The sequence below is a fragment of the Jannaschia maritima genome, assembly GCF_030973515.1.
Lineage (GTDB): Bacteria > Pseudomonadota > Alphaproteobacteria > Rhodobacterales > Rhodobacteraceae > Jannaschia > Jannaschia maritima.
On record NZ_JARGZA010000003.1, the window covers coordinates 54,001 to 80,558 of the forward strand.

The 26,558-nt window shown below is 68.6% G+C and carries 26 protein-coding genes; 21 read left to right on the forward strand and 5 right to left on the reverse strand.

Annotated features, from left to right (window positions below; translation table 11 throughout):
- The first annotated feature begins 10 nt into the window (after window positions 1-10).
- From P0084_RS03180 to ribD, 10 genes are all read left to right on the forward strand, one after another.
- Window positions 11-1,669 carry a VWA domain-containing protein gene (locus P0084_RS03180; RefSeq protein ID WP_308915357.1) on the forward strand — a complete coding sequence of 553 codons (1,659 nt, stop codon included), beginning with the start codon at window positions 11-13 and terminating at the stop codon, window positions 1,667-1,669.
- Entirely contained in the window at window positions 1,666-2,220 is a 555-nt protein-coding gene (locus P0084_RS03185) for a TadE/TadG family type IV pilus assembly protein (RefSeq protein WP_308915358.1), read from the forward strand. Before P0084_RS03180 ends, P0084_RS03185 begins: the two co-directional genes overlap by 4 nt.
- Window positions 2,217-2,804, forward strand: a complete 588-nt coding sequence (locus P0084_RS03190) for a TadE/TadG family type IV pilus assembly protein (RefSeq protein ID WP_308915359.1) — start codon at window positions 2,217-2,219, stop codon at window positions 2,802-2,804. The genes P0084_RS03185 and P0084_RS03190 overlap by 4 nt, the downstream gene beginning before the upstream one ends.
- A gap of 49 nt (window positions 2,805-2,853) precedes the next feature.
- Window positions 2,854-4,803: a DNA primase gene (gene dnaG, locus P0084_RS03195; RefSeq protein WP_308915360.1), complete on the forward strand. Its 1,950-nt coding sequence runs from the start codon at window positions 2,854-2,856 to the stop codon at window positions 4,801-4,803.
- Between the two features lie 80 nt (window positions 4,804-4,883).
- The gene (rpoD, locus tag P0084_RS03200; RefSeq protein ID WP_308915361.1) at window positions 4,884-6,872 is read left to right on the forward strand and encodes an RNA polymerase sigma factor RpoD; all 1,989 of its coding nucleotides are present in this window, start codon (window positions 4,884-4,886) and stop codon (window positions 6,870-6,872) included.
- 1 nt (window position 6,873) lies between these two features.
- Entirely contained in the window at window positions 6,874-7,149 is a 276-nt protein-coding gene (locus P0084_RS03205; protein WP_308915362.1) for an HlyU family transcriptional regulator, read from the forward strand.
- Between the two features lie 101 nt (window positions 7,150-7,250).
- Window positions 7,251-8,705 carry a DNA recombination protein RmuC gene (locus P0084_RS03210; RefSeq protein WP_308915363.1) on the forward strand — a complete coding sequence of 485 codons (1,455 nt, stop codon included), beginning with the start codon at window positions 7,251-7,253 and terminating at the stop codon, window positions 8,703-8,705.
- A 2-nt stretch (window positions 8,706-8,707) separates the two neighbouring features.
- A complete protein-coding gene (locus P0084_RS03215; protein WP_308915364.1) occupies window positions 8,708-9,121 on the forward strand; it encodes a secondary thiamine-phosphate synthase enzyme YjbQ in 414 nt (137 codons plus the stop codon).
- A gap of 178 nt (window positions 9,122-9,299) precedes the next feature.
- Window positions 9,300-9,761 (forward strand): transcriptional regulator NrdR, encoded by a 462-nt coding sequence (gene nrdR / locus P0084_RS03220; protein ID WP_308915365.1) that lies wholly within the window; start codon window positions 9,300-9,302, stop codon window positions 9,759-9,761.
- Complete coding sequence (gene ribD / locus P0084_RS03225; RefSeq protein ID WP_308915366.1) at window positions 9,758-10,822, forward strand: bifunctional diaminohydroxyphosphoribosylaminopyrimidine deaminase/5-amino-6-(5-phosphoribosylamino)uracil reductase RibD; 1,065 nt, start codon at window positions 9,758-9,760, stop codon at window positions 10,820-10,822. The genes nrdR and ribD overlap by 4 nt, the downstream gene beginning before the upstream one ends.
- A 13-nt stretch (window positions 10,823-10,835) precedes the next feature.
- On the opposite strand, the gene glpK is transcribed toward ribD, so the two are convergent.
- Window positions 10,836-12,302: a glycerol kinase GlpK gene (gene glpK, locus P0084_RS03230; protein WP_308915367.1), complete on the reverse strand. Its 1,467-nt coding sequence runs from the start codon at window positions 12,300-12,302 to the stop codon at window positions 10,836-10,838.
- A gap of 200 nt (window positions 12,303-12,502) precedes the next feature.
- On the opposite strand from glpK, the gene P0084_RS03235 reads away from it, so the two are divergent.
- Complete coding sequence (locus P0084_RS03235; RefSeq protein WP_308915368.1) at window positions 12,503-14,098, forward strand: P-loop ATPase, Sll1717 family; 1,596 nt, start codon at window positions 12,503-12,505, stop codon at window positions 14,096-14,098.
- An 87-nt stretch (window positions 14,099-14,185) separates the two neighbouring features.
- Here P0084_RS03235 and P0084_RS03240 read toward each other — a convergent pair whose 3' ends face one another.
- From P0084_RS03240 to P0084_RS03250, 3 genes are all read right to left on the reverse strand, one after another.
- Window positions 14,186-16,507: an aldehyde dehydrogenase family protein gene (locus P0084_RS03240; protein WP_308915369.1), complete on the reverse strand. Its 2,322-nt coding sequence runs from the start codon at window positions 16,505-16,507 to the stop codon at window positions 14,186-14,188.
- A gap of 10 nt (window positions 16,508-16,517) precedes the next feature.
- Complete coding sequence (gene deoC, locus P0084_RS03245; RefSeq protein WP_308915370.1) at window positions 16,518-17,489, reverse strand: deoxyribose-phosphate aldolase; 972 nt, start codon at window positions 17,487-17,489, stop codon at window positions 16,518-16,520.
- A 65-nt stretch (window positions 17,490-17,554) separates the two neighbouring features.
- Complete coding sequence (locus tag P0084_RS03250) at window positions 17,555-18,475, reverse strand: hydrogen peroxide-inducible genes activator (protein WP_308915371.1); 921 nt, start codon at window positions 18,473-18,475, stop codon at window positions 17,555-17,557.
- Window positions 18,476-18,576: 101 nt separating this feature from the next.
- Here P0084_RS03250 and mbhE point away from each other — a divergent pair, with 101 nt between their 5' ends.
- From mbhE to mnhG, 7 genes are read left to right on the forward strand one after another with little or no spacing between them, the layout of a single operon-like run.
- Window positions 18,577-20,817 (forward strand): hydrogen gas-evolving membrane-bound hydrogenase subunit E, encoded by a 2,241-nt coding sequence (gene mbhE, locus P0084_RS03255; RefSeq protein ID WP_308915372.1) that lies wholly within the window; start codon window positions 18,577-18,579, stop codon window positions 20,815-20,817.
- Window positions 20,814-21,233 (forward strand): Na+/H+ antiporter subunit B, encoded by a 420-nt coding sequence (locus P0084_RS03260; RefSeq protein ID WP_308915373.1) that lies wholly within the window; start codon window positions 20,814-20,816, stop codon window positions 21,231-21,233. The genes mbhE and P0084_RS03260 overlap by 4 nt, the downstream gene beginning before the upstream one ends.
- Window positions 21,233-21,586 carry a Na+/H+ antiporter subunit C gene (locus tag P0084_RS03265; protein ID WP_308915374.1) on the forward strand — a complete coding sequence of 118 codons (354 nt, stop codon included), beginning with the start codon at window positions 21,233-21,235 and terminating at the stop codon, window positions 21,584-21,586. Before P0084_RS03260 ends, P0084_RS03265 begins: the two co-directional genes overlap by 1 nt.
- Entirely contained in the window at window positions 21,583-23,085 is a 1,503-nt protein-coding gene (locus tag P0084_RS03270) for a Na+/H+ antiporter subunit D (protein WP_308915375.1), read from the forward strand. Before P0084_RS03265 ends, P0084_RS03270 begins: the two co-directional genes overlap by 4 nt.
- Entirely contained in the window at window positions 23,082-23,558 is a 477-nt protein-coding gene (locus P0084_RS03275; protein WP_308915376.1) for a Na+/H+ antiporter subunit E, read from the forward strand. Before P0084_RS03270 ends, P0084_RS03275 begins: the two co-directional genes overlap by 4 nt.
- Entirely contained in the window at window positions 23,558-23,905 is a 348-nt protein-coding gene (locus P0084_RS03280; protein WP_308915377.1) for a cation:proton antiporter, read from the forward strand. Before P0084_RS03275 ends, P0084_RS03280 begins: the two co-directional genes overlap by 1 nt.
- Entirely contained in the window at window positions 23,902-24,321 is a 420-nt protein-coding gene (gene mnhG / locus P0084_RS03285) for a monovalent cation/H(+) antiporter subunit G (RefSeq protein ID WP_308915378.1), read from the forward strand. The genes P0084_RS03280 and mnhG overlap by 4 nt, the downstream gene beginning before the upstream one ends.
- Here mnhG and P0084_RS03290 read toward each other — a convergent pair.
- The gene (locus P0084_RS03290) at window positions 24,264-24,530 is read right to left on the reverse strand and encodes a hypothetical protein (RefSeq protein ID WP_308915379.1); all 267 of its coding nucleotides are present in this window, start codon (window positions 24,528-24,530) and stop codon (window positions 24,264-24,266) included. The two genes, mnhG and P0084_RS03290, sit on opposite strands and share 58 nt — an antisense overlap.
- A gap of 65 nt (window positions 24,531-24,595) precedes the next feature.
- On the opposite strand from P0084_RS03290, the gene P0084_RS03295 reads away from it, so the two are divergent.
- From P0084_RS03295 to P0084_RS03305, 3 genes are read left to right on the forward strand one after another with little or no spacing between them, the layout of a single operon-like run.
- On the forward strand, window positions 24,596-25,861 hold the full coding sequence (locus P0084_RS03295; protein ID WP_308915380.1) for an acetylornithine deacetylase/succinyl-diaminopimelate desuccinylase family protein: 1,266 nt from the start codon (window positions 24,596-24,598) through the stop codon (window positions 25,859-25,861).
- Window positions 25,862-25,913: 52 nt separating this feature from the next.
- Window positions 25,914-26,177 carry a hypothetical protein gene (locus P0084_RS03300; protein ID WP_308915381.1) on the forward strand — a complete coding sequence of 88 codons (264 nt, stop codon included), beginning with the start codon at window positions 25,914-25,916 and terminating at the stop codon, window positions 26,175-26,177.
- A complete protein-coding gene (locus P0084_RS03305) occupies window positions 26,174-26,554 on the forward strand; it encodes a type II toxin-antitoxin system VapC family toxin (RefSeq protein ID WP_308915382.1) in 381 nt (126 codons plus the stop codon). The genes P0084_RS03300 and P0084_RS03305 overlap by 4 nt, the downstream gene beginning before the upstream one ends.
- The last annotated feature ends 4 nt before the right edge of the window (window positions 26,555-26,558 follow it).

Genomic DNA, 26,558 nt, shown 5'->3' on the forward strand with positions numbered 1-26,558 from the left:
TGGACCCCGCATGATCCCGCCCCACCCCCCGTCGCGCACGCTGTCCCGCTTCCTGCGGGCGGAGGACGGCGTGATGACCATCCTGGGCGTCATGGTGTTCCTCCTGATCCTCCTGGCGGGCGGCGTCGCGCTGGACTTCATGCGGTTCGAGGAACGCCGCGCGCACCTGCAGTACACGCTCGACCGCGGCGTCCTAGCCGCCGCCTCGCTGCGCCAAGTCGAGGATCGAGAGATCGTGATACAGAACTATCTGCGCGCCGCGGGCCTCGATCCCGATGCCGTCGTCGTGAGCGGCGAGGAGGGCGTGAACTTCCGCACGGTGCGCGGCCGCATCGACGCCCCCGTCGATACCCTGTTCCTGAACATGCTCGGCATCGACCGCCTGATCGCGCCGGCCGCGTCGGAGGCGAGCGAGCGCATCCAGAAGGTCGAGATCTCGCTCGTGCTCGACGTGTCAGGGTCGATGGGCGCGCGGTCCTCCGTGTCGGGACGGACGAAGATGGCCGAGATGCAGGAGGCCGCGAAGGCCTTCGTCACGGAGGTCCTGACCGACCGCCGCGATCTGGTCTCGGTTTCGCTGATCCCGTACAACCATGCAGTCAACTTGGGATCGACGCTGGACGACTACTACGCTCTCGACGCGACCCATGCCTTCTCCAGCTGCGCGCGGTTCACGGCCGCGGACTACGGACGGACGGACATACCGACCGACCGGACCCTGCGGCGGTTGGCGCCGTTCGACCCGAACTGGCACGGGGAGAACCGGAACAGCGGCTGGTGGCGCTACTGGCATTGGTTCTCGGAGGACGGCCAGACGCCGCGCCCCGAATGCCCCATGTCCGATCAGGCCCGGATCCTCGCCTGGTCGAACGACATCGCCGCCCTCCACGATGCCATCGACGCCCTGCGCGCCGACGGCCGCACCGCCATCGACCTCGGGATGAAGTGGGGGGTCGCCCTGCTCGACCTGTCCGCGCGCACTCGGCTGAACGCGATGGTGGAAGACGGGCACGTCGCCGAAGCGTTCCGCGACAGGCCCCACGACTATCGCCTCCAAGACGTTCTGAAGATCGTGGTGGTGATGACGGACGGCGAGAACACGACGCGCTACGACGTGAAGGCCGACAAGCGTCCGGCCTCGTCCGGCGTCTATGCCTTCGCGGCCGACTTCCCGTCGCTGACGATACCCCAACGGCGCGCCAGGGTCATGCGCGATGCGGGCGACCTGACCTTCAGCTTGTGGGACTCGGAGGCTCGAACGTTCCGCCCCGAGAACGGAACCGCGAGCATGAGCGCCCCGGTCGGCGGGGCGAACGCCTATCAGCTGACCACCGACGAGTTGTTCGTCATCCGCGCCCAACCCTACGTCCACTCGTTCATGGCAGCCGGCATGTCCAACGCCGCCAAGTCCCGCTGGACGGGCACGAACGAGACCGTCGCCAACGACACGGGAGCGGACGCGAACCTCGCGAGCGTCTGCGCCGCCGCCCGCGGGGCGGACGTGATCACCTTCGCCATAGGCTTCCAGGCCCCGGCCGGCGGCCGCCACGTCATGAAGACCTGCGCCAGCAGCGACGCGCACTACTACGACATCGAGGGAGACACCCCGATACTGACCGCGTTCAGCGACATCGCCCGCGTGATCAATCAATTGAAGCTGACCCAATGACCCGGATCCGATCCCTCTGGTGGCGAGCGCGAGACGAGCGTGGGGCGGGTTCCGTCGAGTTCGTGATGCTGTTCCCGGTATTCATGCTGATCTTCTTCGTGGCCTTCGAATCGGCGATGCTGCTGACCCGGCAGTTGATGCTGGAACGCGCGCTGGATGTCGTCATGCGCGACGTCCGCCTGTCCACGAACGAGACGTTCCCCCTGCCCATCCTGCGCCGCGCGGTATGCGAGCGCGCGCGCATCCTGCCCGATTGCGACCGGAACCTTTCGTTGGAGTTCGTGGCCGTCAGCAAGGCCGACTATGCCGTCCCGAACACGGCCCAGCGCTGCGTGGACCGCGGCGCGGCGCTACGCCCCCTGTCCACGCGCCCGACGGTCGGCGCGGATAGCCTGATGCTGGTGCGAGCCTGCTTCTCGATCGATCCGTTCTTTCCGAACGTCGGACTGGGCCTCCGGCTGGTCTCCGGTCCGGACGGCGAGATCCGCATCGCCACCGCGTCGGCCTTCGTCCAGGAGCCGGAACTGCGGATGACGGGAACAGGCCGATGACGCCGCGTTTCACGCTGCGTCGCTTCCTTCGCTGCGAACGGGGGGCCCAGAACATCGAAGCGGTGGTGATGTTCCCCGCCCTGATCCTGTTCTTCCTGATCACCTTCACCTTCTACGACGCCTACCGCACGCAGACCGTCGTCACGAAGTCGGGCTATGTCATGGGGGACCTGCTGTCGCGCGAAACGGGCACGCTGGACACGACCGATCTGGACGGGATGCGGGACGTCTTCTCCTATCTGACGTTCACCCAAGGAGACGGGACGCAGATCCGCGTGTCGGAGGTGACGCGGCGCGTGGATGTCGTGAACGGAATAGACGAGTACATGATCTGCTGGAGCCATGGCACCGGCACGCTCGTCGATCTCCTGGACACGGACCTGCCGCAGATCATCGGACGCATCCCGGTGCTGACGCCCAACGAGCGCATCACTGTGCTGGAAACGTTCACCCCCTACCGGCCGCCCTTCAAGGTCGGCATCAGCCCCTTCGTGATGGAAAGCTTCGTGGTCACGCGGCAACGCTACGCCGGACAGCTTCGCTTCGGGGGCGGCGGAAGGACGGTGTCGCCCGGATGCACCTGATCGCCGCGCGTCGCTGGACACCGCGGCGGCGGGGACCGATATTCGGTCGATGCGCCTGCCGGATTCCTTTCTGGACGAATTGCGGAACCGCCTGCCCCTGAGCCAGGTGGTCGGCCGCAAGGTCATGTGGGACATGAAGAAGACCAACCAGGCCAAGGGAGACTGGTGGGCCCCCTGCCCCTTCCACCAGGAGAAGACCGCATCGTTCCACGTCGACGACCGCAAGGGGTTCTTCTATTGCTTCGGCTGCCAGGCGAAGGGCAACCTGTTCCGCTTCGTCCAGGACACCGAGAACGTGGGCTTCATGGAGGCGGTGGAGATCCTGGCGGGCGAGGCCGGGATGACCATGCCCGCCCGCGATCTCCAGGCGGCGCAGCGGTCGGACCGCAGGAAGCAGTTGTCCGACTTGTGCGAGGATGCGGTCCGGTGGTTCCGCCTGCAGCTGTCGCGCAACGGGGGCGCGGGCGCGCGCGACTATCTGCGCGGGCGCGGCCTGACCCCCGAGACGGCGAAGCGGTTCGAGATCGGGTTCGCGCCCACGGAACGCGATGGCCTGCGCCGGCATCTGATCGACAAAGGCGCGGCTCCCGACCTGATAGAGGCCGCAGGCTTAGCGACCCCCGCCGCCGACGGCGACGTGCGGGATCGGTTCATCAATCGCCTGATCTTCCCCATCCGCGACGGACGGGGCCGCGCCATCGGCTTCGGCGGGCGGGCGATGAACCCGAATGCCAAGGCCAAGTACCTGAATTCGCCGGAAACGGAACTCTTCGACAAGGGCGCCAACCTCTACAACCTGGGCCCCGCGCGGGAGGCCGCGGGCAAGGGTCGGCCCCTGCTGGTCGCCGAAGGCTACATGGACGTCATCGCGTTGGCGCAGGCGGGGTTCGAAGCCGCCGTCGCACCCTTGGGCACCGCGATCACCGAACGCCAGCTGCGTTTGCTATGGCAAGTGTCGCCCGAACCCCTGATCGCGCTCGATGGGGATGCCGCGGGCCGCCGTGCGGGCCTGCGCGTGGCCGACCTCGCCCTGCCGGCGATGGAAGCGGGGCAGGCGCTGCGCTTCGTGCTGCTGCCCGAAGGGCAGGACCCCGACGACCTGATCCGCGACGCGGGCGCCGATGCGTTCACTGCCCTGATCGACCGCGCGGTGCCGATGGCCACCCTTCTGTGGGAACGGGTCACGGCGAACCGCGTCCTGGACGCGCCGGAGCGCCGCGCCGCCTTCGATCGGGACCTGCGGGCGCTGATCAAGCAGGTGGCCGACCCCGCCCTGCGGCGCGCCTATGCCGATGACTTCGCCCGGCGGCGCCAGGAACTGCTCGGCCCACAGCCGCGGCGGGAGGTATCCGGATCCGATCGCCCCTGGCCCGGCAAGGGCCGCCCCTGGCAGCCCCGCGGTCCACTGCCCCCCAGCCCCACGGCGCGCGCGTCCGCGATGGCGACGGGCCAATCGCCTGACGCAATGATGGAGCAGGTTATCCTGGCGACCCTGGTCCTACGGCCCGCCCTGATCCCGTCCTTGCGCGACACGCTGGATGGGCATCCCTGGTCCCGCCCCGACCACGCCACTTTGGCCGCGGCCGTCCTGGCGGCGCCCGACACCGCTGACAGCGCGGCGTTAAGGAAGAATTTATCCGATCGGGGGGATACACCCTCCCTTGAACCGATGCTGTCGCTGCCTCATGTGCGCATCACTCCCGCGGGACGGCCCGGAACGGACGACGCGGCGGCGGCCGAGTGCATCGAGGACATGCTGAACCGGTTGGACGCTCGGCGAGGCGCGGACCGGGAGCGTCGGGAGGCGCTGGAAGATTACGACCTGGGTGGCGACGAGACCCTGACCTGGCGTTTGGCCGAAGCGAATCGCCGCCGCGATGCCGTCGCTCGCGCCGCCCGCGACGAGGGCGGTGACGAGGATGCGGACGAGGCGGAGCGATCCGCGCACTTGCAGCGCCTCCTGGACACACGTGTCTGGGAGAAATCGAAGACGAGGTGATTCGGGGTGCGGCCCCAGGTGATTCGCGGTATTGATTCGCGCGGATGACCCAAGAATCACTCCGAACCATGGAGCGGCCGATGGCGAAGGACACCGACGACCGGAAGGACGGGGAGGAGGAACACTCCCTCGACATGAGCCAAGCCGCCGTGAAGCGCATGATCGGCGAGGCCCGGACGCGCGGCTACATCACCTACGACCAACTGAACCAAGTCCTCCCCCCGGATCAGGTTTCCTCCGAGCAGATCGAGGACGTGATGTCGATGCTGTCGGAGATGGGCATCAACATCGTCGAGGCCGAGGAGGCGGAGGAGGATCCCGACGCCGCGGACGCGAAGGATGCGAAGTCGACCGCCGTGGTCGAAACGAAGGGCAGCCGCGACGTGGCCCTGGGCTCCGGCGAGACGGAGAAGCTGGACCGCACCGACGACCCCGTCCGCATGTACCTGCGCGAGATGGGCAGCGTCGAGCTCCTGTCCCGCGAGGGCGAGATCGCCATCGCCAAGCGGATCGAGGCCGGGCGCAACACGATGATCGCGGGCCTGTGCGAGAGCCCGCTGACCTTCCAGGCCATCACCATCTGGCGCGACGAGTTGCTGTCCGAGGACATCCTGCTGCGCGACGTGATCGACCTGGAGACGACGTTCGGCAACCAGATCGACGAGGACGACACCACGCCCGTCGTGGGCCAGCAGCCCCCTGCCAACGACAACGAGCCGAAGGACAAGGCCGTCGAGGTCGATGCCGACGGCAACCCGCTGTCCACGGACGACGACGAGGACGAGGACGACGGCGCCAACATGTCGCTGGCCGCGATGGAGGCGGCGTTGAAGCCCCGCGTCCTGGAGATCCTGGACCGCATCGCCGACGACTACACCCAACTTGCCGAGATGCAGGATCTGCGCATCTCCGCCACGTTGAACGAGGACGACAGCTTCGGCGACGGGGCGGAGGCGACGTACCAGAAGCTGCGGGGCGAGATCGTGGAGCTGGTGAACAGCCTCCATCTGCACAACAACCGGATCGAGGCGCTGATCGACCAGCTCTACGGCATCAACCGCCGGATCATGTCGATCGATAGCGGCATGGTGAAGCTGGCCGATCAGGCACGGATCAACCGGCGCGAGTTCATCACCGAGTATCGCGGCTACGAGCTGGATCCGGGCTGGGTCGATCGCATGGCGGACAAGCCGGGACGCGGCTGGCAGGCTTTGTTCGACCGCTCCCGCGACAAGGTGGAGGAGCTGCGTTCCGACATGGCGCAGGTCGGCCAGTATGTCGGCGTGGACATCAACGAGTTCCGCCGCATCGTCCAGCAGGTCCAGAAGGGCGAGAAGGAGGCGAGGCAGGCCAAGAAGGAGATGGTCGAGGCCAACCTGCGCCTCGTGATCTCGATCGCCAAGAAGTACACCAACCGCGGGCTGCAGTTCCTGGACCTCATCCAGGAGGGCAACATCGGCCTGATGAAGGCCGTCGACAAGTTCGAGTATCGCCGGGGCTACAAGTTCTCGACCTACGCGACATGGTGGATCCGTCAGGCGATCACCCGGTCTATCGCCGATCAGGCCCGCACGATCCGCATTCCGGTCCACATGATCGAGACGATCAACAAGCTGGTGCGCACGGGTCGCCAGATGCTCCACGAGATCGGCCGCGAACCCACGCCCGAGGAGCTGGCCGCCAAGCTCCAGATGCCGCTTGAGAAGGTCCGCAAGGTGATGAAGATCGCCAAGGAGCCAATCTCGCTGGAGACGCCGATCGGCGACGAGGAAGACAGCCAGCTCGGCGACTTCATCGAAGACAAAAACGCGGTGCTGCCGCTCGACTCTGCGATCCAGGAGAACCTGAAGGAGACGACGACCCGCGTGCTGGCGTCCCTGACCCCGCGCGAGGAACGCGTCCTGCGCATGCGCTTCGGCATCGGCATGAACACCGACCACACCCTGGAGGAGGTCGGCCAGCAGTTCTCCGTCACCCGCGAGCGCATCCGACAGATTGAAGCAAAGGCGCTGCGCAAGCTCAAGCACCCCAGCCGGAGCCGGAAGCTGCGGTCGTTCCTGGACCAATAGGATGGCGGGCTTCCTGTCCAAGCTGTTCGGCGGGGCCGGCGCGGCCAAGCCGAAGGCGCCCGCCTTCGACCCCGTCGAATACGAAGGCTTCACCATCACGCCGGCCCCCGAACCCCAGCCGGGCGGCCACCGCATCGGTGCGGTGATCGAGAAGGACGGGAAGTCCCATCACCTGATCCGCGCCGATGTGATCTCCGGGCGGGACGCTTGCGTCGACGCATCGGTATCGAAGGCGAAGCAGATGATCGACGAACAGGGCGACGGGATCTTTCGCTGAGGCATGGCGCCATAAGGCGGGGTGCGGGGCATTCCAGGGCTTGACGACTCGGGTCGCCGTGCCGGAACGATAAGGGAACGTGCACGTCCGGAGCTTTCTCCATGCCCGATCCCCTGATCCTCGCCATCGTCGGATGGGCCGCGGCCATCGTGTTGCTGGGGTTGTGGTTTTCCGCTCGCGCACACCTGCCCCGTGCGAATGCCGCCGAGGGGGCCTTGGCCGATGCGCGCCGCAAGGCGGACGCTGACGACGCCGAGTTGCGGCGCCTGACCGGCGAGGCGGGCGGCCTGCGGGAAGGGACGAGCCGATTGGAGGCGCAGATCGAATCGCTGCGCCAGGAACGCTTGCAGGCGGACGACCGTGCGCGGGCCGAACGCGCGGACCTGTCCGCCAAGCTCGACGCCGCCCGCGCGCAGGTGGAGGATCTGAAGGTCCGCAACGAAGGCCTGGACCAGGCCCTGATCGCGCGCGCCAAGCAGCACGACGACGAGGTGGCGCTGCTGACGCAGATCCGCGACGACATGACGGACCGCTTCAAGGCCCTGGCCGACGACACGCTGAAGGTCCACGGCGAGCGGTTCGGTGCCCTCAACAGGGAACGCATGGACGCGCTGATCGGCCCCATGCGCCAGCAGGTCGATCAGTTCCAGACCGAGCTTCGCGCCGCGCATACCGGGGCCAAGGCCGACCGCGCGGCGCTGAAGGCCGAGATCGACGGCCTGTCCCGACGATCCGAGCAGGTCTCGAAGGAAGCCGTCGCACTGACCAATGCGCTGAAGGGCGAGAAGCAGAAGCAGGGCGCATGGGGCGAGATGATCCTGGAACGCGTCCTGCAGGACAGCGGCCTGCGCGAAGGGTCCGAATACCGCACCCAGTTCTCCGTCACCGATGCCGACGGCCAGCGACGGCGCCCCGACGTCGTGGTGGACCTGCCCGGCGGCAAGGCGGTGGTGATCGACTCGAAGGTCTCGCTCAACGCCTACGAATCTGCCGTGAACGCGGAAACGGAAGACGACCGCACGCGGTACATGCGCGCCCACGTCCAAGCCATCCACAGGCACATCGACGATCTGCAGGCCCGCGACTATTCGGGCATGGTGGACGGCGCGGTCGATTACACGGTGATGTTCCTGCCCGTCGAAGGTGCACTTGCGGCAGCACTCGAACACGACCCCCGCCTGTCTGGCAACGCCATGGCCAAGGGCGTCACCATCGCCACGCCCACCACGCTGATGATGGCGCTTAGGACGGTCCACCACGTCTGGACCATCGAGCGTCGCGAATCGAACGCCGCCGAGATCGCAAAGCGTGCGGGTCTTATGTTCGACAAGATGGCCGGGGTGGTCGAGGCGTTCGAGAAGGTCGGCGCGCATCTGTCGTCGGCACAGAAGAGCCACGGGGACGCCTTCGACCGTCTGAAATACGGCAACGGCAACCTGATCGGCCAGTTCGACGAGCTCCGCAAGTTGGGCGCGCGAACCAAGAAGGCCATGCCAGTGACATTCGACCCCACGGACGACACCCCCGACGCGCCCCGCATCGAGGCCGCGGAATAAGCGTGCCCCGCCCCGCGATCCTGACCGTCCGCACGCATGGTCCGGGCCTTACCGACATCACCGACTGCGTCTCCGCCGCGCTTCCGCCGGGGGACGGGGTGGCGACCGTGTTCCTGCGCCACACCTCCGCCAGCCTGCTGATCCAGGAGAACGCCGATCCGGAGGTTCAGACCGACCTGCTGGCCTGGCTGTCCCGCCTGGTGCCGCCCACGACCGACCCGTCGATGGCCTATCTGACGCACACCTACGAAGGGCCGGACGACATGCCGGGTCACATCAAGGCGGCGCTGCTACCGACCAGCTTGTCCATCCCCGTGATCGACGGGCGGATGGCCCTGGGCACCTGGCAGGGGCTCTATCTGTTCGAGCATCGCGACCGGCCCCACGACCGCCAGATCGTCGTCGCCAAGACTTGACGGCCGACGCCGCCCGGATTCGATCCGGACGCCGGACCCGGGGGGCCGGACTCCCCCGGCAGGGCAAGCCTTGGAAGGACCTCGTTCCGTAGGCCCCTGTCCCATTCGACCGATCGGGTTGCATCCGCGTGGCCCCGCAACCCATAGAAGGCATCGACGGCCCAACCGGGGGATACGAATGCGCTGCCCGTTCTGCGGAAATACCGACACCCAGGTGAAGGATTCCCGCCCCGCCGAGGATCACGCCGTCATCCGCCGCCGCCGCCACTGCCCCGCCTGCGAGGGTCGGTTCACCACCTACGAACGGGTGCAGCTGCGCGACCTCGTGGTCATCAAGACCTCCGGCAAGCGGGAGGATTTCGACCGCGGCAAGCTGGAACGCTCGATCCGGATCTCGATGCAGAAGCGCCCGGTCGACCCGGACCGGATCGACCAGATGATCTCCGCCATCGTCCGGCGACTGGAAAGCATGGGCGACACGGACATCCCGTCCAGCAGGATCGGCGAGATCGTCATGGAACGCTTGGCGGGGCTCGACACCGTCGCCTATGTCCGCTTCGCCAGCGTCTACAAGAACTTCCAGGCCGCCGACGACTTCGACCGCTTCGTCGCCGAACTACGCCCCCCGCCCCGGACATGACCGATGACGGGCGCTGGATGGACGCCGCCCTGGCGCTCGGCGCGCGGGGGCTGGGTCGCGTCTGGCCCAATCCGGCGGTCGGTTGCATCCTGGTCCGGGACGGGCGCGTCGTGGGGCGGGGCCGCACGGCCGATGGCGGACGCCCCCACGCCGAAGCCGCGGCTCTTTCCCAGGCGGGGGACGCGGCGCGGGGGGCCACGGCCTACGTCACGCTGGAGCCTTGCGCCCATCACGGCAGGACGCCGCCCTGCTGCGACGCCCTGATCGCGGCGGGTGTGGCCCGCGTGGTGGTGGCCATGACCGATCCGGACGCTCGGACGGACGGACGGGGACTCGAACGCCTGCGCGCGGCGGGCATAGACGTGGCGGTCGGCGTTCGCGAAGGGCGCGCCCGTGCGCTGCAATCGGGCTTCGTGTCGCGCGTCACCCGGGGCCGCCCTGTCCTGACGCTGAAGCTGGCCACGACGCTGGACGGACGCATCGCCACCGCAACGGGGGAGAGTCGGTGGATCACCGGCCCCGCGGCCCGCGCCCATGTCCATGCCCAGAGGGGCAGGCACGACGCGGTGATGGTCGGCGCGGGCACGGCACGGGCCGACGACCCCCGCCTGACCGTCCGCGGTCTGGGCGACCGCCCGCAACCCGTGCGCATCGTTTGGACCACCGCGCTCGATCTGTCGGCGACCCTGAACCTGATCCGCACCGCTCGGGACGTGCCGACCTGGTTTCTGCATGCTGCCGGTGATCCGGCCCCGTTCCAGGACGTGGGCGTCCGAACGATCCTGACCGACACGACCGGTCCCGCCGCCGTCCTGGCCGCCCTCGGCCGGACCGGTCTGACTCGCATCTACTGCGAAGGGGGCGGCACGCTTGCCGCCATGCTGCTGCGCGCGGGGCTGGTGGATCGGTTGGACCTGTACACCGCGGGCGCGGCCGTCGGCGCGGATGGCGTGCCGGGCCTGGGGGGGTCGGGCATCACGGCCTTGGCGGACGCTCCCCGCCTGGCCCTGCGGGACGTCCGTCCCATCGGCCCGGACCTGCTGTCCGTCTGGGAGCCCTGATACCGCTCGCCGGTCAGCCGGTCATCGTTCGTCGCACCGCGTCCTGCCAACCCGCATACAGCCGGTCGCGCCGGTCGCCGTCCATCGCGGGCGCGAACCGACGATCGGCCTGCCACCGTTGCGCGAAGGTGGTCATGTCGGGGCACACCCCCGCCCGCATGCCGGCCAGCCAGCCGGCGCCCAGGGCCGTCGTCTCCAGCACGGCGGGTCGATCGACGGGCGCGTCGAGGATGTCGGACAGGAACTGCATGGCCCAATCGCTCGCCGCCATGCCCCCGTCGACGCGTAGCACCGCATTGCCCAGATCCGGCACGTCGGAACGCATCGCCTCCAGCAGGTCGCGGGTCTGGTAGCCGACGCTCTCCAACGCCGCGCGGGCCATCTCGGCGGGGCCCGTCCCGCGCGTCAGACCGAACATCGCACCGCGCGCATCGGCGTCCCAGTGCGGCGCGCCCAAGCCGGTGAAGGCCGGCACGAGATAGACCTGCTGTCCGTCGTCCGCCTCCTCGGCCAGGGTCTGCGTCTGCGCCGCGGACTCGATCACGCCCAGCCCGTCGCGCAACCATTGCACCACGGCGCCCGCCACGAAGATCGCCCCCTCCAGCGCATAGGTGGGCTTCCCGTCCAGTTGGTACGCCACCGTCCCCAGCAGCCGGTTCGTCGATCGGACCGGCGTGTCCCCCGTGTTCAGCAACGCGAAGCAGCCGGTGCCATAGGTCGACTTCAACATTCCCTTCGAAAAGCACGCCTGCCCCATCGTCGCCGCCTGCTGGTCCCCCGCCACCCCCAAAATCGGAATCCGCGGGCCCAGCACGTCCGTCGTGCCGAAGTCGGCCGCGCAATCCTTCACCTCCGCCAACATCGACATCGGAACGTCCAGCAGGCGGCAGACCTCCCGGTCCCAAGTGCCGTCGTGGATGTTGTACATCATCGTCCGGCAGGCGTTGGTGGCGTCGGTGACGTGGGCCGTGCCGCCGGTCAGGTTCCAGATCAGCCAGGTGTCCACCGTTCCAAAGGCCAGTTGGTCCGCCCGGTCGCGCGCACCCTCCTCCAGGATCCAGCGCAGCTTGGTGCCGCTGAAATAGGGATCGAGCAGAAGGCCCGTGCGATCCGTGACCATGTCCTCGTGACCCGCCGCCTTCAGGTCGCGGCAGTACCCGGCGGTCCGCCGGTCCTGCCAGACGATCGCACGATGCACGGGTTCGCCGGTCTCCCGATCCCAGACGACCGTCGTCTCGCGCTGATTGGTGATCCCGATCCCCGCGATGGCGGACACATCGATCCCGGCCTTTTCCACCGCACCCTTCATCGTGGCCACCGTCGTGTCCCACAGGTCGCCTGGGTCGTGCTCCACCCAGCCGGACCGGGGGAAGTGCTGCGGAAACTCGCGCTGATCGCTGCCGACGACGGTCAGATCCGCGTCGAACACGATCGACCGGGTCGAGGTCGTCCCCTGATCGATGGCGAGGATATAGGTCATGGCGCGGCCCTCCCGTGGCGTTTCGGATGTCGTAACCCGAAGGTCAGGACGCAGCCAGAGGCGCCCGGGACCGCGTTCGGACGGCCGATGTCGCCCGGTTGACATTTGTTAGTCTTGCGGCAACCGTTCGATTGGAACGTAGAAGTCGAAGGCGGACGATGACGCGCGTACTTTCCCATTAATTCAACGACACCACCCCATTGGGTTTCATCGAAACCCCGGACGATCTGGTGAAGAAGAAATACAAGCGCAGCTTCATCAGTTTCTTCGACAGCGAGAACTTCCTTTCGCAGGCCGCGATCGAGGACGTGCCCAGCACGGTGATCGGGCGCAGGGGCTCGGGGAAGACGGCGATTCTTTATCACCTGAAACACCAGGGCCCCTACCCCATCACGGTGGAGATCGAGACGTTCTCCATGTTCGACGAGGTGGTTTCCATCATCGACCGCAAGTTGCGGGAAGTCTCGAATACCCACGAAGCCTTCGTCGAGAATTACGCGAAGATATGGTCGGTGCTCCTTCACACGGCCGCCATCTGCCAGATCTACGATTACCTTCAACGTGATTCCCGCTTCGCGGCGGACCCGGCTCTCGACACGATCGAGGAGTTCCTGCGCGCCTCGGGCCTCGTCAACGTCCGCCGGCCCCACGCCGTGCTGCGAAGCTTGGTCGCCACGGCCAAGCGCGTGGCCAAGGTACAGTTCGACACCGATGCGGAGTTCGACTTCCTGTCGGACTTCATCAATGGCTACTACCTCGATGGCGCCGGATACAATCAAGCACGCGACGCAATGGAGGATCTGCTCGAACGCGCTCAGGTGAGGGCCCTAGTGCTGATGGACTCCCTCGAACAGTTCCCGATCAACCGCGTCGACATGGTGCATTGCTTGGGCGGCCTGCTGCACTTCGCAGGGAAGCTTAAGCGGGCCTTGATGCCGATGGACCTGTGCTTCGCCTTCGCCGCCGAGCTCCACGAGGACCTGAAGCGTTCCGCGAGCAACGACGAGAAGGATTTCAACGCCGTCCTCACACTGCACTGGGACGTTCAGGAGGTGCTGCACATTTGCGCTCATCGCTTTGAGGTGTACCGGGAGATTCACGACGGCGCATGGCAGGAAGGCTTCGCCAAGCTCCCGTTGCGTGCGACGCGTAACAACCTCTGGTCGTATTGGCATCAATTCCTGCCGTCGCGAATGACGAACCGCCTTGGCTTTCCGGAGGATTCGATCTCGTACATCTCGCGGCACACGCAACTGCTGCCTCGCCATTTCATCAACATCCTGAACGAGATCCTGTCCAGCGCGATCAAGTCGGGCGACAGGGAGTTCCCCGTCTCGTCGGACCGCGTCGTGGCCGGCGTTCGCGCGGTGGAGGACAACATCTGCGAAGGGATCCTCAGCGGCTTCGAGCAGAAATTCCCCCTGGCGGAGGAGATTTGCCGCGTCTTGATTCCACATCTGCCAAATGTGTTTACGCGCCAATTCCTCGCGAAGGTCATCCGGGATCATGGCAAGGGGATCGAGCGGGGGTCGGACGACGTGCTGGCCATGCTGATCCGCATCGGTGCCGTAGGCGCGGTTTCGCAGACCACCGACGTCTACGTCGAGTGCCGGTTCGACTACACATACAACGGTCAGATGCCCTATAACGTCGACGGCACATTCGGCCTTCATCCGGCCTTCGCGGGAAAGTTCCGCGGCGAGGCCTGGAACCCGACGGATCGGGACCTGGCGAAACCGATCTATCCTTTGGAGCAGTTCGTCGGGAAGCGACCGGGTGCCACCCGGCTGGCATGACCGACAGGCGTTCGGCCGGCGGGCGCGCGGCGAAGCCCGGACGTCGGATGCCTGCGGGGGCCGTCGGACGGGGACGCCTCCGGCCCCTCAGACCCCGAACGGCACCCAAACGGTCTGAACCTCCGTCGCGGCGGCGAGCCAGGGGGAATCGTCCGCGGCGGACCAGTCCCGCCCGCGCCCGTCGTTCACCCAGGTCCGCTTCAGGTTGCCCGCGGCCTCCCGCTCGATCGTGGCCGAGATGCCGGCGGTCGAGAACGACCACACGGCGTCCACCCCCAGATGTCCCGCGACGTGCGGTGCCAGTTCGGCGTGGTCACCCGTCAGGATGTTGACGACCCCGCCCGGCACGTCCGACGTGTCCAGCACCTGGTACAGATCGGTGGCCGACAAAGGGGCGTGCTCGGGCGCGATCAGCACCAGGCGGTTGCCCAGCGCCATCGACGCGCCCACGATCTGCGCGACGCCGGCCAGCGGCGACTCCTCCGACGCGAAGGCCGCCACCACGCCGACGGGCCGGTTCAGCGCCAACGCCAGACCGCCCATCGGCACGCCCACGACGCGGCCGTCGTGCTTGTCCGCCCAGGCCGCCCAGCGGAACAGGTGGCGGACAGCCAGATCCACCTCCGCCGCGCCCTCGGTTCCCGTCTGCGCGGCGACGCGGTCCACGAACTCGTCCCGCCGCGCGGACAGGTTCTCCGCCAGATAGAACAGGATCTGCGCCCGCAGATGCGCCGTCGTCGAACCCCAGGACGACGCCTTTTCAGCGGCTTCCACCGCGTTCCTCACGTCCTTGCGGTTGCCGACGCCGACGTGGCCCAGGACGGTGCCCTTCGGTCCCGTCACCGCGCGCGTGTATCCCCCGTCGGGCCGCGCCTGCTTTCCACCCACGTACATCTTCGGCGTCCGGTCCACCGGGTCGGACGCGCTGCCGGAGGCCGCCCGCCGGGGCGCGGGGGCCTTCAGCCGCGGTCCCCGAGCCGGCCGCAGATACGCCCCGAGCCCGGCCACGCCCCCTTCGCGTCCGAAGCCGGATTCCTTCATCCCCCCGAAGGGCGCGGCGGCGTCCAGCATGTTGGCCCCGTTGACCCAGATCACGCCCGCGCGGATCTTCGGCGCGATGTCCAGCGCGTGGTCGATGTCCTGGCTCCACACCGACCCGGCCAGGCCATAGTTCGTGTCGTTCGCCAGCTGCACCGCCTCCGCGGGCGTGCGGAACGTGGTCATCGCCAGGACGGGCCCGAACGCCTCCTCTTGCATCAGGGGGTCCGCGCCGTGCAGGCCCGTGACCAGCGTGGGCGGCAGGAAGCAACCGTCCGGCGCGGTGCCCCGATGCACGTCGCCCGACGTGCGCGCCAGCAGCGCCTCCACCCGGGCCTTGTGCTCGGGATGGACCATCGCGCCCATGTCGGTGGACTTGTCCAACGGGTCGCCCACGCGCAGCTTCGCCATTCGGTCGCGCAGCTTCGCGGTGAAGGCGTCCGCCACGCCCTCCTGCACCAGGGCCCTGGCACCCGCGCAGCAGACCTGCCCGCCGTTGAACCAGATCGCGTCGACCAGCCCTTCGACCGCGCTGTCGAGATCCGCGTCCTCCAGCACGACATAGGGGGACTTGCCCCCGAGCTCCAAGGTCAGGCCGATGCCGCGACCCGCCGTGTCGCGACGCAGGATGCGCCCGACCTCCGTGCTGCCGGTGAAGGCCAGCTTGTCGATGTCCGCCCGCGCCAGGGCCGCGCCCGTGGCGCCGTCGCCGGCGACGACGTTGACCAGCCCGGCCGGCACCCCCGCCCGGTCGCAGATGTCCGCGAAGGCCAGCGCCGTCAGCGGCGTCCATTCCGCGGGCTTCAGCACCACGGCGTTGCCCGTGGCCAGCGCGGGCGCGACCTTCCACGCCAGCATCAGCAGCGGGAAGTTCCAGGGCACGATCTGCCCGCACACCCCCCAGGGCGCCGCCCCCGGATGGGTCTGGTCCAGCAGCGCGGCATGGCCCGCATGGTGATAGAAGTGACGCGCCGCCAGCGCCACGTCGATGTCCCGCGCTTCCCGGATGGGCTTGCCGGTATCCAGGACCTCCAGCACCGCCAGCAGGCGCGCATCGCGTTGGATGCCCCGGGCGATCGCGTACAGCACGCGGGCACGCTCGTGCCCGTCCCGTTTGGCCCAGGCGGCCTGCGCGCGGCGCGCGGCCTTCACCGCCGCCGCCACTTCGGCCTCCGTGCCCTGCGTCACGCGCGCCAGCACCTCGCCCGTGGCGGGGTTCAGGACGTCGAACGCATCGCCGGGCGCCTGCCGCTTGCCGTCGATCCAGTGCCCGAAGGCCCGCCCGTGCCCATCCAGCCAGGCATCCGCCTCCGCCCGGCTTTCGGGCGCGGTGCCCCAGTCCATGCTGTCGAAGACCTCCCTGACGGTCATGCCCGCCTCCCTATCCGATCGCGTGCCGATAGGCCGCGGAATACCGCCCCGTGACGTGATGCTCCAATTGGCGCTCGATGTCGCCCAGCAGGGACGACGCCCCGAAGCGGAACAGGTCCGGGCGCAGCCAGCGGTCGCCCAGTTCCTCCTTCAGGAGCGCGAGATAGGTGATCGCGTCCTTGGCCTTCGATATCCCGCCCGCGGGCTTGTAGCCCACCTTCCGGCCCGTCATCGCGCCATAGTCGCGGATGGCCCGCATCATCACCAGCGACACGGGCAGGGTCGCGTTCACGCCCTCCTTGCCGGTGGACGTCTTGATGAAATCCGCGCCCGCCGCCATGCACACCATCGACGCCTTGGCCACGTTGCGCAGGCTGCCCAGCTCGCCCGTCGCCAGGATCGCCTTCATGTGCGCGGCCCCGCACGCGTCGCGCATGGCCCGCGTCTCGTCGTAGAGGGCCTGCCAATCCCCCGTCAGGACGTGGCGGCGCGAGATCACGATGTCGATCTCCGCCGCCCCCGCCGCGACCGAATCCTCGATCTCCGCCAGGCGGAGGCGCAGGGGCGACAGGCCGGCGGGAAAGCCCGTGGACACCGCCGCCACCGGGATCCGCCCCGCCACCGCGTCGACCGCCACGGGCACCATCTCGCCATACACGCAGACCGCCCCGCAGCGCAGATCCGGCAGGCCCAGCCCTTCCAGCAGGTCGGCCCGGACGGGGGCCAGCGCCTTGGCGCACAGGCGGCGGACGCGCATCGGCGTGTCGTCGCCCGACAGCGTGGTCAGGTCGATCATCGACACGGCGCGGGCCAGCCACGCGGCCTGGTGGTCCTTCTTCACGGATCGCCGGGCCGCGATGGTACCGGCCCGCCGCAGGATGGCGGGGGTGTTGATCCGGACGGCGTCGACCAGGGCCCGGTCGAACGGGATCCCCTCGTTCCGCGCCAGCGCCGGGTCGGCTTGGATGGTCTCGTCGCGCATGGCTCCAGCGTCGCATGGCGAGAGGTGCGGGGCAATGGCGACGTCGGGTTGCCACGGCCCGCCCCTCAACCGATCACCCGCACCTCCGGGGCATCGCGGGCCAGCGTCGTCCGGATCAGGTCCGCGATGGTTCCGAACGCGCTTCCCTGCACCGCTTGCCGGCGCCAGACCAGGCCGATGTCCCGTCCGGGCTGCGGGGCGGCCAGCGGTCGGGCCACCACGAGGGCCTCGCGCGCGACCTCCGACCGGACGTAGAGCGCGGGCAGGACCGACAGCCCGAGCCCCGTCGCCACCATCTGGCGCAACGTGTCCAGCGACGTCCCCTCGTAGTCCAGCGACAGGTGCGCCCCCGTCGCCTGCGCCAGTTCGGCCACGGTGTCGTGCAGGCGATGGCCGCTCTCCAAGGTCATCAGCACCTCGCCCGCCAGGTCGCCGGGGGCGATGACGTCTCGCCCCACCAGGGGGTGGTCGGCGGGCAGGACGACGTGCAGCGGCTCGTGGAACAGGGGCGCCGCGACCAGGTCCGCGGCCTCCACCGGCAGGGGCAGGAACAGCGCGTCCAGCGCCCCGTCTCGCAGCCGCGTCAGCAGGTCCGCGGCCCAGCCCTCGCGCACGTAGAAGGTCAGGCGGGGATGCGCCGCATGCAGGGCGGGGATCACCAGCGGCAGGAAATAGCCCCCCAGGCTGCCGACGACGCCGACCCGGATCGTGGACGACAGGGGGTCGGACCCCTGCTGCGCCAGCGCCACGATGTCGGCCACGTCGCGCAGCACGGCGCGGGCGCGGGCCGCGATCTGCTCGCCCGGCGGGGTCAGGCGCACGCCGCCGCGCGCACGCTCGACCAACTGCACGCCCAGCTTGCCTTCCAACTCGCGCAGCTGCGCCGACAGGGTGGGCTGCGTGACGTGGACGGCGTCCGCGGCGCGGCGGAAGTGCAGGTGGTCCGCCACCGCCACCAGATACCGAAACTGTTGCAATGTCGGCATGCCTGCCCCGATAGTGCGCCTCTATCGCCGGAAAGGTGAAGCGATTGGTTGATCTGTCAACACAGGCTGCTAACTGACGCGGGACGACGACGAGGGGATACATGGCCGGTTCATCGCACGACGCACCTGCCCTGGGCGGTCCGATCGGAATCGTGTCCATCCTGATCCCCGCCGCCCTGTTCGCCTGGCTGTGCACGCAGATCGGCGCCGTCACGCAGGGGCCGGTGCTTTGGACGATGGACTGGGTTCCTTCGCTGGGGGTCGAGATCGGGTTCCTCCTCGACGGGCTGTCCCTGACCTTCGCCTTGCTGATCACGGGGATCGGCACGCTGATCACCCTCTATTCCAGCAGCTACCTCGGCTATCAGGCGCATTACCCCCGCTTCGTGGCCTACCTGCTGGCGTTCATGGTGGGGATGCTTGGGCTGGTGCTGTCGGACAACCTGCTCGCCCTGTTCGTGTTCTGGGAGGTGACGACGATCAGCTCCTATCTGCTGATCGGCTACCTGGCGGACGACCCAAAGTCCCGGCGCAACGCGCTGCAGGCGCTGCTGGTCACCGGCACGGGCGGGCTGGCCTTCCTGGCCGGCATCATCCTGATCGCCGCCGCGGCGGGGACGTTCAACATCTCCGAGCTGCCCGACCTGACGCAGAGCCTGCTCTATCCCGGCATCTTCGTCCTCGTCGTCCTCGGCGCGTTCACCAAGTCCGCGCAGGTGCCGTTCCACTTCTGGCTGCCCAACGCGATGGCCGCGCCCACGCCGGTCTCGGCCTACCTTCATTCGGCGACGATGGTGAAGGGCGGCGTGTACCTCCTGGCGCGGATGAACCCGTCCATGGGCGGCACGGATGCGTGGTTCTGGACCCTGACGGTCTTCGGCGGCGTCACGGCCGTGTTCGCGTCGGTCGTCGCCTTGAAGCAGACGGACATCAAGCAGGTCCTGGCCTGGACCACGCTGATGGCGCTGGGCACGCTGGTCCTGTTCATCGGGGTCGGCACCCCCTACGCGATCGAGGGCATGGTCGTGTTCCTCGTCGTCCACGCCTTCTACAAGGCGGCTTTGTTCATGGTGGCGGGCCTGATCGACCACGGCACCGGCACGCGCGAGGTCGACCGCCTGCGGGGCTTGGCCGGCAAGATGCCGTTCACCTTCGCCGCGGCCCTCCTGGCGGGGGCCAGCATGGCGGGCCTGCCGCCCCTGTTCGGGTTCATCGGCAAGGAGTTCCTGTACAAGGGCGCGTTGGAATCGCCCGGAACGCTGTGGGTCGCGGGCTGCGCCTTCGCGGCCAGCGCGCTGATGTTCGCGGCCGCGGGCATCGTCGCGTTCCGGCCCTTCACCGGCCCCCGCAGCGTCCCGGCGGAGACCGCGCATGACGGCGACGCCGCGATGCTGGCCGGTCCCCTGCTGCTGGCGGCCCTGGGACTGGGCTTCGGCCTGTTCCCCGACGTGACGGAGCCGCTTCTGGGCGCGATGGCCGGCGCGGTGCTGGGCGAGCCGGTCGCGCTCGACCTCTACCTCTACGGCGGGGTCAACACCGCGCTGATCCTGTCGGGCGCGACCTTCGCCGTGGGCCTGGTCCTGTACCTGCTGCACGGTTCCATTCGCCGCGGGTTGCAGACCTTCGGCGAAGGGGCCGACCCGGCATGGGACCGCCTGATGGACGGCGTGGCCGCGGGCGCGAAGGGCCTGGCGAACTTCGTCCAGGGCGGGCGGCTGCGGGTGTACGTGTTCGTCACCTTCTCCACCCTGGCCGTCATGCTGGCCGCGACCCTGATCCGGGCGGGCACCCTGCCCGACCTGTTCGAGCTTGAGGAGCTGCGCATCAAGCACTGGGCCGTGCTGATCTTCATCGTCGCCGGCGCGGGGCTGGTCGCCGTCACCAACAGCCGCATGACCGCCGTCGCGTCGCTTGGCGTCGTGGGCGTGGGCGTGGCGCTGGTCTTCATCATCTTCGGCGCCCCCGACGTGGCCATCACGCAGCTGCTGGTGGAGGTGCTGCAGGTCGTCCTGGTCGCCGTCGCGATGCTGAAGCTGCCGCACATGAAGCCCGAGAACGTGAAGACCGTGCGCGGCAAGGACATGATCCTGTCGCTGTCGATCGGCGCCATGGTCACGCTCGTCGCGCTGCACGTCATGGCCACGCCGCTCGATCTGCGCATCACCGAATACTTCGAGGCGAACAGCGTCCCACAGGCCTTCGGGCGCAACATCGTTAACGTGATCCTGGTCGACTTCCGCGCCCTGGACACCTTCGGCGAGATCGCGGTCGTCCTGATCGCGGCCCTAGGCGCCTACGGCCTCCTGCGCGGTACGCGCTACAGGGGGGGAAGCCCGCGATGAGCTCCACCTCCCTGATCGTGCGGGCCGCCACCCGCGTGCTGACCGGCCTCCTGCTCGTGTTCAGCATCTACATGCTGCTGCGCGGCCACAACGAGCCGGGCGGCGGCTTCATCGGCGGCCTGATCGGCGCCACGGGCTTCATCCTCTACGCCATCGCGCATGGCTGCCGCGCCACGCGGCAAGCCCTGCGGGTGGAGCCGCAGATGATCGCGGCGGTCGGCCTGGGCGTGGCCCTTCTGGCCGGCGTGATCCCCCTGCTGATCGGGGACCAGCTGTTTCACGGCCTTTGGGCCTTCTGGCGGTACGAGGGCGGCTACGTGCCGTTCAGCACGATCCTGGTCTTCGACGTGGGCGTGTACCTCGTGGTGCTGGGGTCGGTCCTGACGATCGTCCTCGCCCTGGAGGAGGAGGTCTGATGGAACCCCTGGTCGCCATCATGGTCGGCGCGCTGACGGCGGGGGCGGTCTATCTGATGCTCGCGCGCAACGTCCTGCGCTTCCTGTTCGGCCTGATCCTGATCTCGAACGCCGCGAACCTGCTGATCTTCGCGTCCGGCCGCCTGACGCCGGAATCCCCGCCGCTGGTCCCCTATGGCGCCGACGTGCCGCCGCCCGGCGTGGCGAACGCCCTGCCGCAGGCGCTGGTGCTGACCGCCATCGTCATCGGCTTCGGCCTGTTCGCCTTCGCCCTGGTGCTGGTGTACCGGGGCTATCAGAACCTCGGGACCCTCGATTCCGACGAGATGCGGATCGCGGAGCCGAAGGAATGAGCGCCGACATAGCCCTCGTCCTGCCCATCGTGATCCCGTTCGTGGCGGCGATCCTGGCCTATCTGTTCCGCCGCAACGCCGAAGGGCGGTGGATCAGCGTCGTGGGTTCCGCCATCCACCTCGTCGTGGGCCTCCTGCTGCTGATGGCGGTCCTGCAGGAAGGACCCGTCGCCGCGCAGATGGGGGGCTGGCCCGCGCCGTTCGGCATCACGCTCGTGGCCGACACGCTGTCGGCCGTGATGGTGGTCATCACCGGCATCACCGCCCTGGCGGTCGCGATCTATGCCCTGGCCGAGATCGACCGCCCCATCGCGGAACTGGGCTATCACGCGCTGTTCCAGGTGCTGATCGCGGGGGTCACGGGGGCGTTCCTGACGGGCGACCTGTTCAACCTCTACGTCTGGTTCGAGGTGATGCTGATCTCGTCCTTCGGCCTCCTGGTGATGGGGGGCACGCGGGCGCAGCTCGACGCGGGCATCAAGTACGTCGCGCTGAACCTCATCTCCACGATCCTGTTCCTGTCGGCCATCGGCCTCCTCTACGGCGCGACGGGCACCCTGAACCTGGCCGACCTGCGGGGGGCCGTGGCCCTGGCCGATCCCGCGCTGATGACGATGATCGCGGGGCTGTTCCTCGTGGGCTTCGGGATCAAGGCCGGGGTCTTTCCGCTCTTCTTCTGGCTGCCCGCCGCCTACCACACGCCGTCCTTCGCGGTGTCCGCCGTGTTCGCGGGCCTGCTGACGAAGGTCGGCGTCTATGCCCTGATGCGCATGTTCACGCTGGTCTTCGTCCACGACGTCGGCTTCACCCATACCGTGATGCTGTGGGTCGCGGTTGCCACGATGGTGGTGGGCGTCCTGGGCGCGGCGGCGCAAACGGACATGCGGCGCATCCTGTCGTTCCACATCGTCAGCCAGATCGGCTACATGGTCCTGGGGCTGGCGCTGCTGACGCCCTTCGCGCTGCTGGGGGCCGTGTTCTACCTGGTCCACCACATCATCGTGAAGGCCAACCTGTTCCTCGTCTCGGGCGTGGCCGACCGGATCGCCGGCGGGACGGAGATCGACCGCATCGGCGGTCTCTATGCCGGGGCGCCGGTACTGGCGTTCCTGTTCCTGATCCCCGCCTTCAGCCTCGCGGGCTTCCCGCCCCTGTCGGGGTTCTGGGCCAAGTACGTGCTGGTGAAGGCGTCCATGGACCTGTCGATGTGGGTCGTGGCCTTCGCCGCGTTGGCGGTCGGCCTCATGACGATCTACTCGATGACGAAGATCTGGGGTCGCGCGTTCTGGAAGCCCCACCCCGGCGGGATCGAGCCCACGCTGACGTCCCTGCACCCCGCGCAGCGCGGCGCCATGATCGGTCCCATCGCGGGGCTGGCCGTGCTGACCGTCGTCATCGGCCTGTTCCCCGAACCGTTCGTCGCGGTCGCCGAACGCGCCGCGAACGAGCTTCTCGACCCGACCGCCTACGTCACCGCCGTGCTGGGGGCCCCGTCATGAGCGTCTTCCTACTCAACCTGCTGCTCGCCGTGGCCTGGGCCGGACTGACCGGCACGTTCAGCCTGACGGGCCTGGCGATCGGCTACGTCGTGGGCTTCCTGGCGCTGTGGGTCATCTCGCCGCTGTTCCAGGACCAGGGCGGCTACTTCATGCGGGTGTACCGCTGGATCAAGCTGCTCGTCCTGTTCCACTACGAGTTGATCGTCAGCAGCGTCCAGGTCGCCTGGGACGTCCTGACCCCGCGCCACCGCGCCCGCCCCGGCATCGTCGCGGTCCCCCTCGCCGCCAAGGGCGAGGCGGAGGTGCTGCTCGTCACCAACCTCATCTCGCTCACGCCCGGCACGCTGTCGCTGGACGTCACGGAGGATTGCAACACCCTGTTCGTCCACGCCATGTTCGCGGACGACCCCGATCAGATCTGCGCCGACATCCGCGACGGGATGGAGCGATGGGTCAAGGAGGCGCTGACCTGATGTTCGTCGAGATCGAAGGCTTCCCCATCCTGTCCGTGGCCGTGCAGCTGGCCTTCGTCCTGGTGATGGCGGGCGTCGTGCTGGCCTTCGTGCGCCTGATCAAGGGGCCCAGCCTGCCCGACCGGGTCGTGGCATTGGACACGATGACGGTGCTGATCGTGGCGTTCTGCGGCCTCTACACCCTTCAGACGGGCGTGCGGGCCTTCCTCGACGTGGCCGTCGTGCTCGCGCTGATCGGGTTCCTGGCCACCGTCGCGCTCGCCCGCTTCATCGAACGCCGCGTGGCCCGCGCCGCGCCCGACCGCCGGCAGGACGCGGCCTTCCCCTCGGGCGAGGACGCGCCGTGATCCTGGAACTGTTCCTGTCGGCGTCCGTCCTCCTGGGCGGGTTCTTCGCCTTCGTCGCGGGCCTGGGGATCCTGCGGCTGCCCGACGTGCTGATCCGCATGCACGCCACCACGAAGGCCGGCACCCTGGCCTCCGGCCTGATCATGCTGGCGGTGATCTTCGCGTTCGGGGACGCATCCACGGTCGCGCGCGGCGTGTCGATCGTGCTGTTCCTGCTGCTGACCGCACCCGTCGCGGCGCACATGATCGGGCGGGCCGCGTTCCGCGCCGACGTGCCGCTGTGGGGGAAGACCAAGATCGACCCCACCGCCCGGACCAAGCTGGGCGTCCCGCCCCGACCGGGGGGCAAGGTGCGCGCTCAGACCGCCTCCAGCACGGCGATCAGCCCGACCAGGAACACCAACGGCACCACATAAACGACCCCGATCAGCCAGCGCCGGTGGCGCGGCCGCGCCGCGTCCAGGCCGTTCTGCACGAAGCGGTCCCGCGGCAGGGGCGGACGCTCGCGCTCCCACCGCGCCTCCAGCCGCTCGCGCAGGGACGCGCGCAGATAGAAGCCGACGAAGGCGTACACGATCGTCTGCACGACCACGATCAACAGCAGCAGGCGGACCAGTCCAAGCATGGACGTCACATAGGGTGGACCGACCGGGCTGGCCATGGCCCCCGGGACGCGGCAGGGTCGCGCGCATGGACGCCCTCCTGCACCGCATCGCCGACCGCCGCGACGCCATCGTCGCGCTGACCCAGGCCCTGATCCGCATCCCCACCCTGAACCCGCCGGGCCGCCACTACCGCGACGTGTGCGAGGCGTTGGGCGACCGGATGCGCGGCGAGGGCTGGCGGGTCGAGCTGATCCGCGCCGAAGGCACGCCGGGCGACGGCGACGCCCATCCCCGGTGGAACATGGTCGCCCGCCTGGACGGACCCCGCCCCGGCCCCTGCGTCCACTTCAACGGCCATCACGACGTCGTGGCCGTGGGCGAGGGGTGGACCCACGACCCCTTCGCGGGAACGGTGGCGGACGGGCGCGTCTATGGCCGCGGGGCCTGCGACATGAAGGGCGGGATCGCCGCCAGCATCGTCGCGGCCGAAGCCTTCGCCGCCGCCTGCCCCGACTTCGCCGGCAGCATCGAGGTATCGGCCACGGCGGACGAGGAATCGGGCGGCTACGGCGGCGTGGCCTACCTGGCCGAACGGGGCCGCTTCGCCCATGTCGACCACGTCGTCATCCCCGAACCCCTGAACCCCGACCGCATCTGCCTGGGCCATCGCGGCGTCTGGTGGGCGGAGGTGGAAACGAAGGGCCGCATCGCCCACGGCTCCATGCCGTTCCTCGGCGACTGCGCCGTCCGCCACATGGGCGCCGTGCTGGAGGAGATGGAGGCATCGCTCTTTCCCCTTCTGGCCGGCAAGCGCACCGCCATGCCCGTCGTGCCCGAAGGGGCGCGGTCCTCCACGCTGAACCTGAACGCCATCCATGGCGGCGAGCCCGTGCAGGAGGACGGCTATACCGGCCTGCCCTCCGCCTGCGTCCCCGATCGCTGCGTCCTGACCATCGACCGCCGCTTCCTGATCGAGGAGGACATCGCCCAGGTGAAGCGCGAGGTGACGGACGTGATGGAGCGCGTGCGCGCTCGGCGCCCCGACTTCCGCTACGAGATCCGCGACCTGTTCGAGGTCATGCCGACCATGACCCCGCCGGACGCCCCCATCGTCGACGTCGTGCGCGGCGCCGTGCGCGACGTCCTGGGCCGGGAGGCCGAGTTCGTCGTCTCGCCCGGCACCTACGACCAGAAGCACATCGACCGGATCGGACGGCTGAAGAACTGCATCGCCTACGGCCCCGGCATCCTGGACCTCGCGCACCAGCCCGACGAATGGGTCGGCATCGACGACATGGTCAGCAGCGCGCAGGTCATGGGCCTTGCGCTGCACCGATTGCTGGCGCGTTGATCGGACGACGCCCCCGCCTTAGACTGCCCCGACCCCCCGCCCGGAGCGCGCCATGAAACTCGACGTCACCCACATGACCGAACTTTCGGAGGCGCTCGAAGCGATGGCACGGGGCGAGGAGGTCGCGCTCGTGAAGGACGGCCGGGAGGTCGCGCGATTGGCCGGGATCGAAACGACCGAGCATGAGCCGACGATCCTGCCGAACGGCGTGAAGATCGGCATCTTGCCGCCCGGGACACTGGGGAAGGGGCCCGACTGGTTCGAACCCATGGACGATGCGGAACTCGATCTTTGGGACGGTCGCGAAGCCGGATGATCCTGCTCGACACCCATGTCTGGGCATGGACGATTCACGATACGGACGAGTTGAGCGAAACCGCGATCGAACTGATCGGCTCCGCGGAAGTGTTCGTCTCGCCGGTGTCGTTCTACGAGATCGGAAACAAGGTCCGTATCGGCAAGTGGCCGGAGATGACGCCCTACGCCGAAAGGCTCCCGAGGATACTGCGGGAACAGGGCATGAGGGAATCGGTCCTGGATGCGAACGTCATGCAGTGGGCGGCATGCCACGGATGGCGCAACCGCGACCCCTTCGACCGGATGCTCGCGGCCACCGCACGATCGGCCGGGTATCGCTTCGTCACGAAGGACGCGGTCTTCCGCGAACTGCCGGGCCTCGACGTCATCTGGTAGCGCC

Bases quoted from the DNA above. Each gene is read 5' to 3' on its own strand.
- P0084_RS03180 (WP_308915357.1), top strand. From the start codon at position 11: ATGATCCCGCCCCACCCCCCGTCGCGCACGCTGTCCCGCTTCCTGCGG.
- P0084_RS03185 (WP_308915358.1), top strand. From the start codon at position 1,666: ATGACCCGGATCCGATCCCTCTGGTGGCGAGCGCGAGACGAGCGTGGG.
- P0084_RS03190 (WP_308915359.1), top strand. From the start codon at position 2,217: ATGACGCCGCGTTTCACGCTGCGTCGCTTCCTTCGCTGCGAACGGGGG.
- dnaG (WP_308915360.1), top strand. From the start codon at position 2,854: ATGCGCCTGCCGGATTCCTTTCTGGACGAATTGCGGAACCGCCTGCCC.
- rpoD (WP_308915361.1), top strand. From the start codon at position 4,884: ATGGCGAAGGACACCGACGACCGGAAGGACGGGGAGGAGGAACACTCC.
- P0084_RS03205 (WP_308915362.1), top strand. From the start codon at position 6,874: ATGGCGGGCTTCCTGTCCAAGCTGTTCGGCGGGGCCGGCGCGGCCAAG.
- P0084_RS03210 (WP_308915363.1), top strand. From the start codon at position 7,251: ATGCCCGATCCCCTGATCCTCGCCATCGTCGGATGGGCCGCGGCCATC.
- nrdR (WP_308915365.1), top strand. From the start codon at position 9,300: ATGCGCTGCCCGTTCTGCGGAAATACCGACACCCAGGTGAAGGATTCC.
- ribD (WP_308915366.1), top strand. From the start codon at position 9,758: ATGACCGATGACGGGCGCTGGATGGACGCCGCCCTGGCGCTCGGCGCG.
- glpK (WP_308915367.1), bottom strand. From the start codon at position 12,302: ATGACCTATATCCTCGCCATCGATCAGGGGACGACCTCGACCCGGTCG.
- P0084_RS03240 (WP_308915369.1), bottom strand. From the start codon at position 16,507: ATGACCGTCAGGGAGGTCTTCGACAGCATGGACTGGGGCACCGCGCCC.
- deoC (WP_308915370.1), bottom strand. From the start codon at position 17,489: ATGCGCGACGAGACCATCCAAGCCGACCCGGCGCTGGCGCGGAACGAG.
- P0084_RS03250 (WP_308915371.1), bottom strand. From the start codon at position 18,475: ATGCCGACATTGCAACAGTTTCGGTATCTGGTGGCGGTGGCGGACCAC.
- mbhE (WP_308915372.1), top strand. From the start codon at position 18,577: ATGGCCGGTTCATCGCACGACGCACCTGCCCTGGGCGGTCCGATCGGA.
- P0084_RS03260 (WP_308915373.1), top strand. From the start codon at position 20,814: ATGAGCTCCACCTCCCTGATCGTGCGGGCCGCCACCCGCGTGCTGACC.
- P0084_RS03265 (WP_308915374.1), top strand. From the start codon at position 21,233: ATGGAACCCCTGGTCGCCATCATGGTCGGCGCGCTGACGGCGGGGGCG.
- P0084_RS03270 (WP_308915375.1), top strand. From the start codon at position 21,583: ATGAGCGCCGACATAGCCCTCGTCCTGCCCATCGTGATCCCGTTCGTG.
- P0084_RS03275 (WP_308915376.1), top strand. From the start codon at position 23,082: ATGAGCGTCTTCCTACTCAACCTGCTGCTCGCCGTGGCCTGGGCCGGA.
- P0084_RS03280 (WP_308915377.1), top strand. From the start codon at position 23,558: ATGTTCGTCGAGATCGAAGGCTTCCCCATCCTGTCCGTGGCCGTGCAG.
- P0084_RS03290 (WP_308915379.1), bottom strand. From the start codon at position 24,530: ATGCTTGGACTGGTCCGCCTGCTGCTGTTGATCGTGGTCGTGCAGACG.
- P0084_RS03295 (WP_308915380.1), top strand. From the start codon at position 24,596: ATGGACGCCCTCCTGCACCGCATCGCCGACCGCCGCGACGCCATCGTC.
- P0084_RS03300 (WP_308915381.1), top strand. From the start codon at position 25,914: ATGAAACTCGACGTCACCCACATGACCGAACTTTCGGAGGCGCTCGAA.
- P0084_RS03305 (WP_308915382.1), top strand. From the start codon at position 26,174: ATGATCCTGCTCGACACCCATGTCTGGGCATGGACGATTCACGATACG.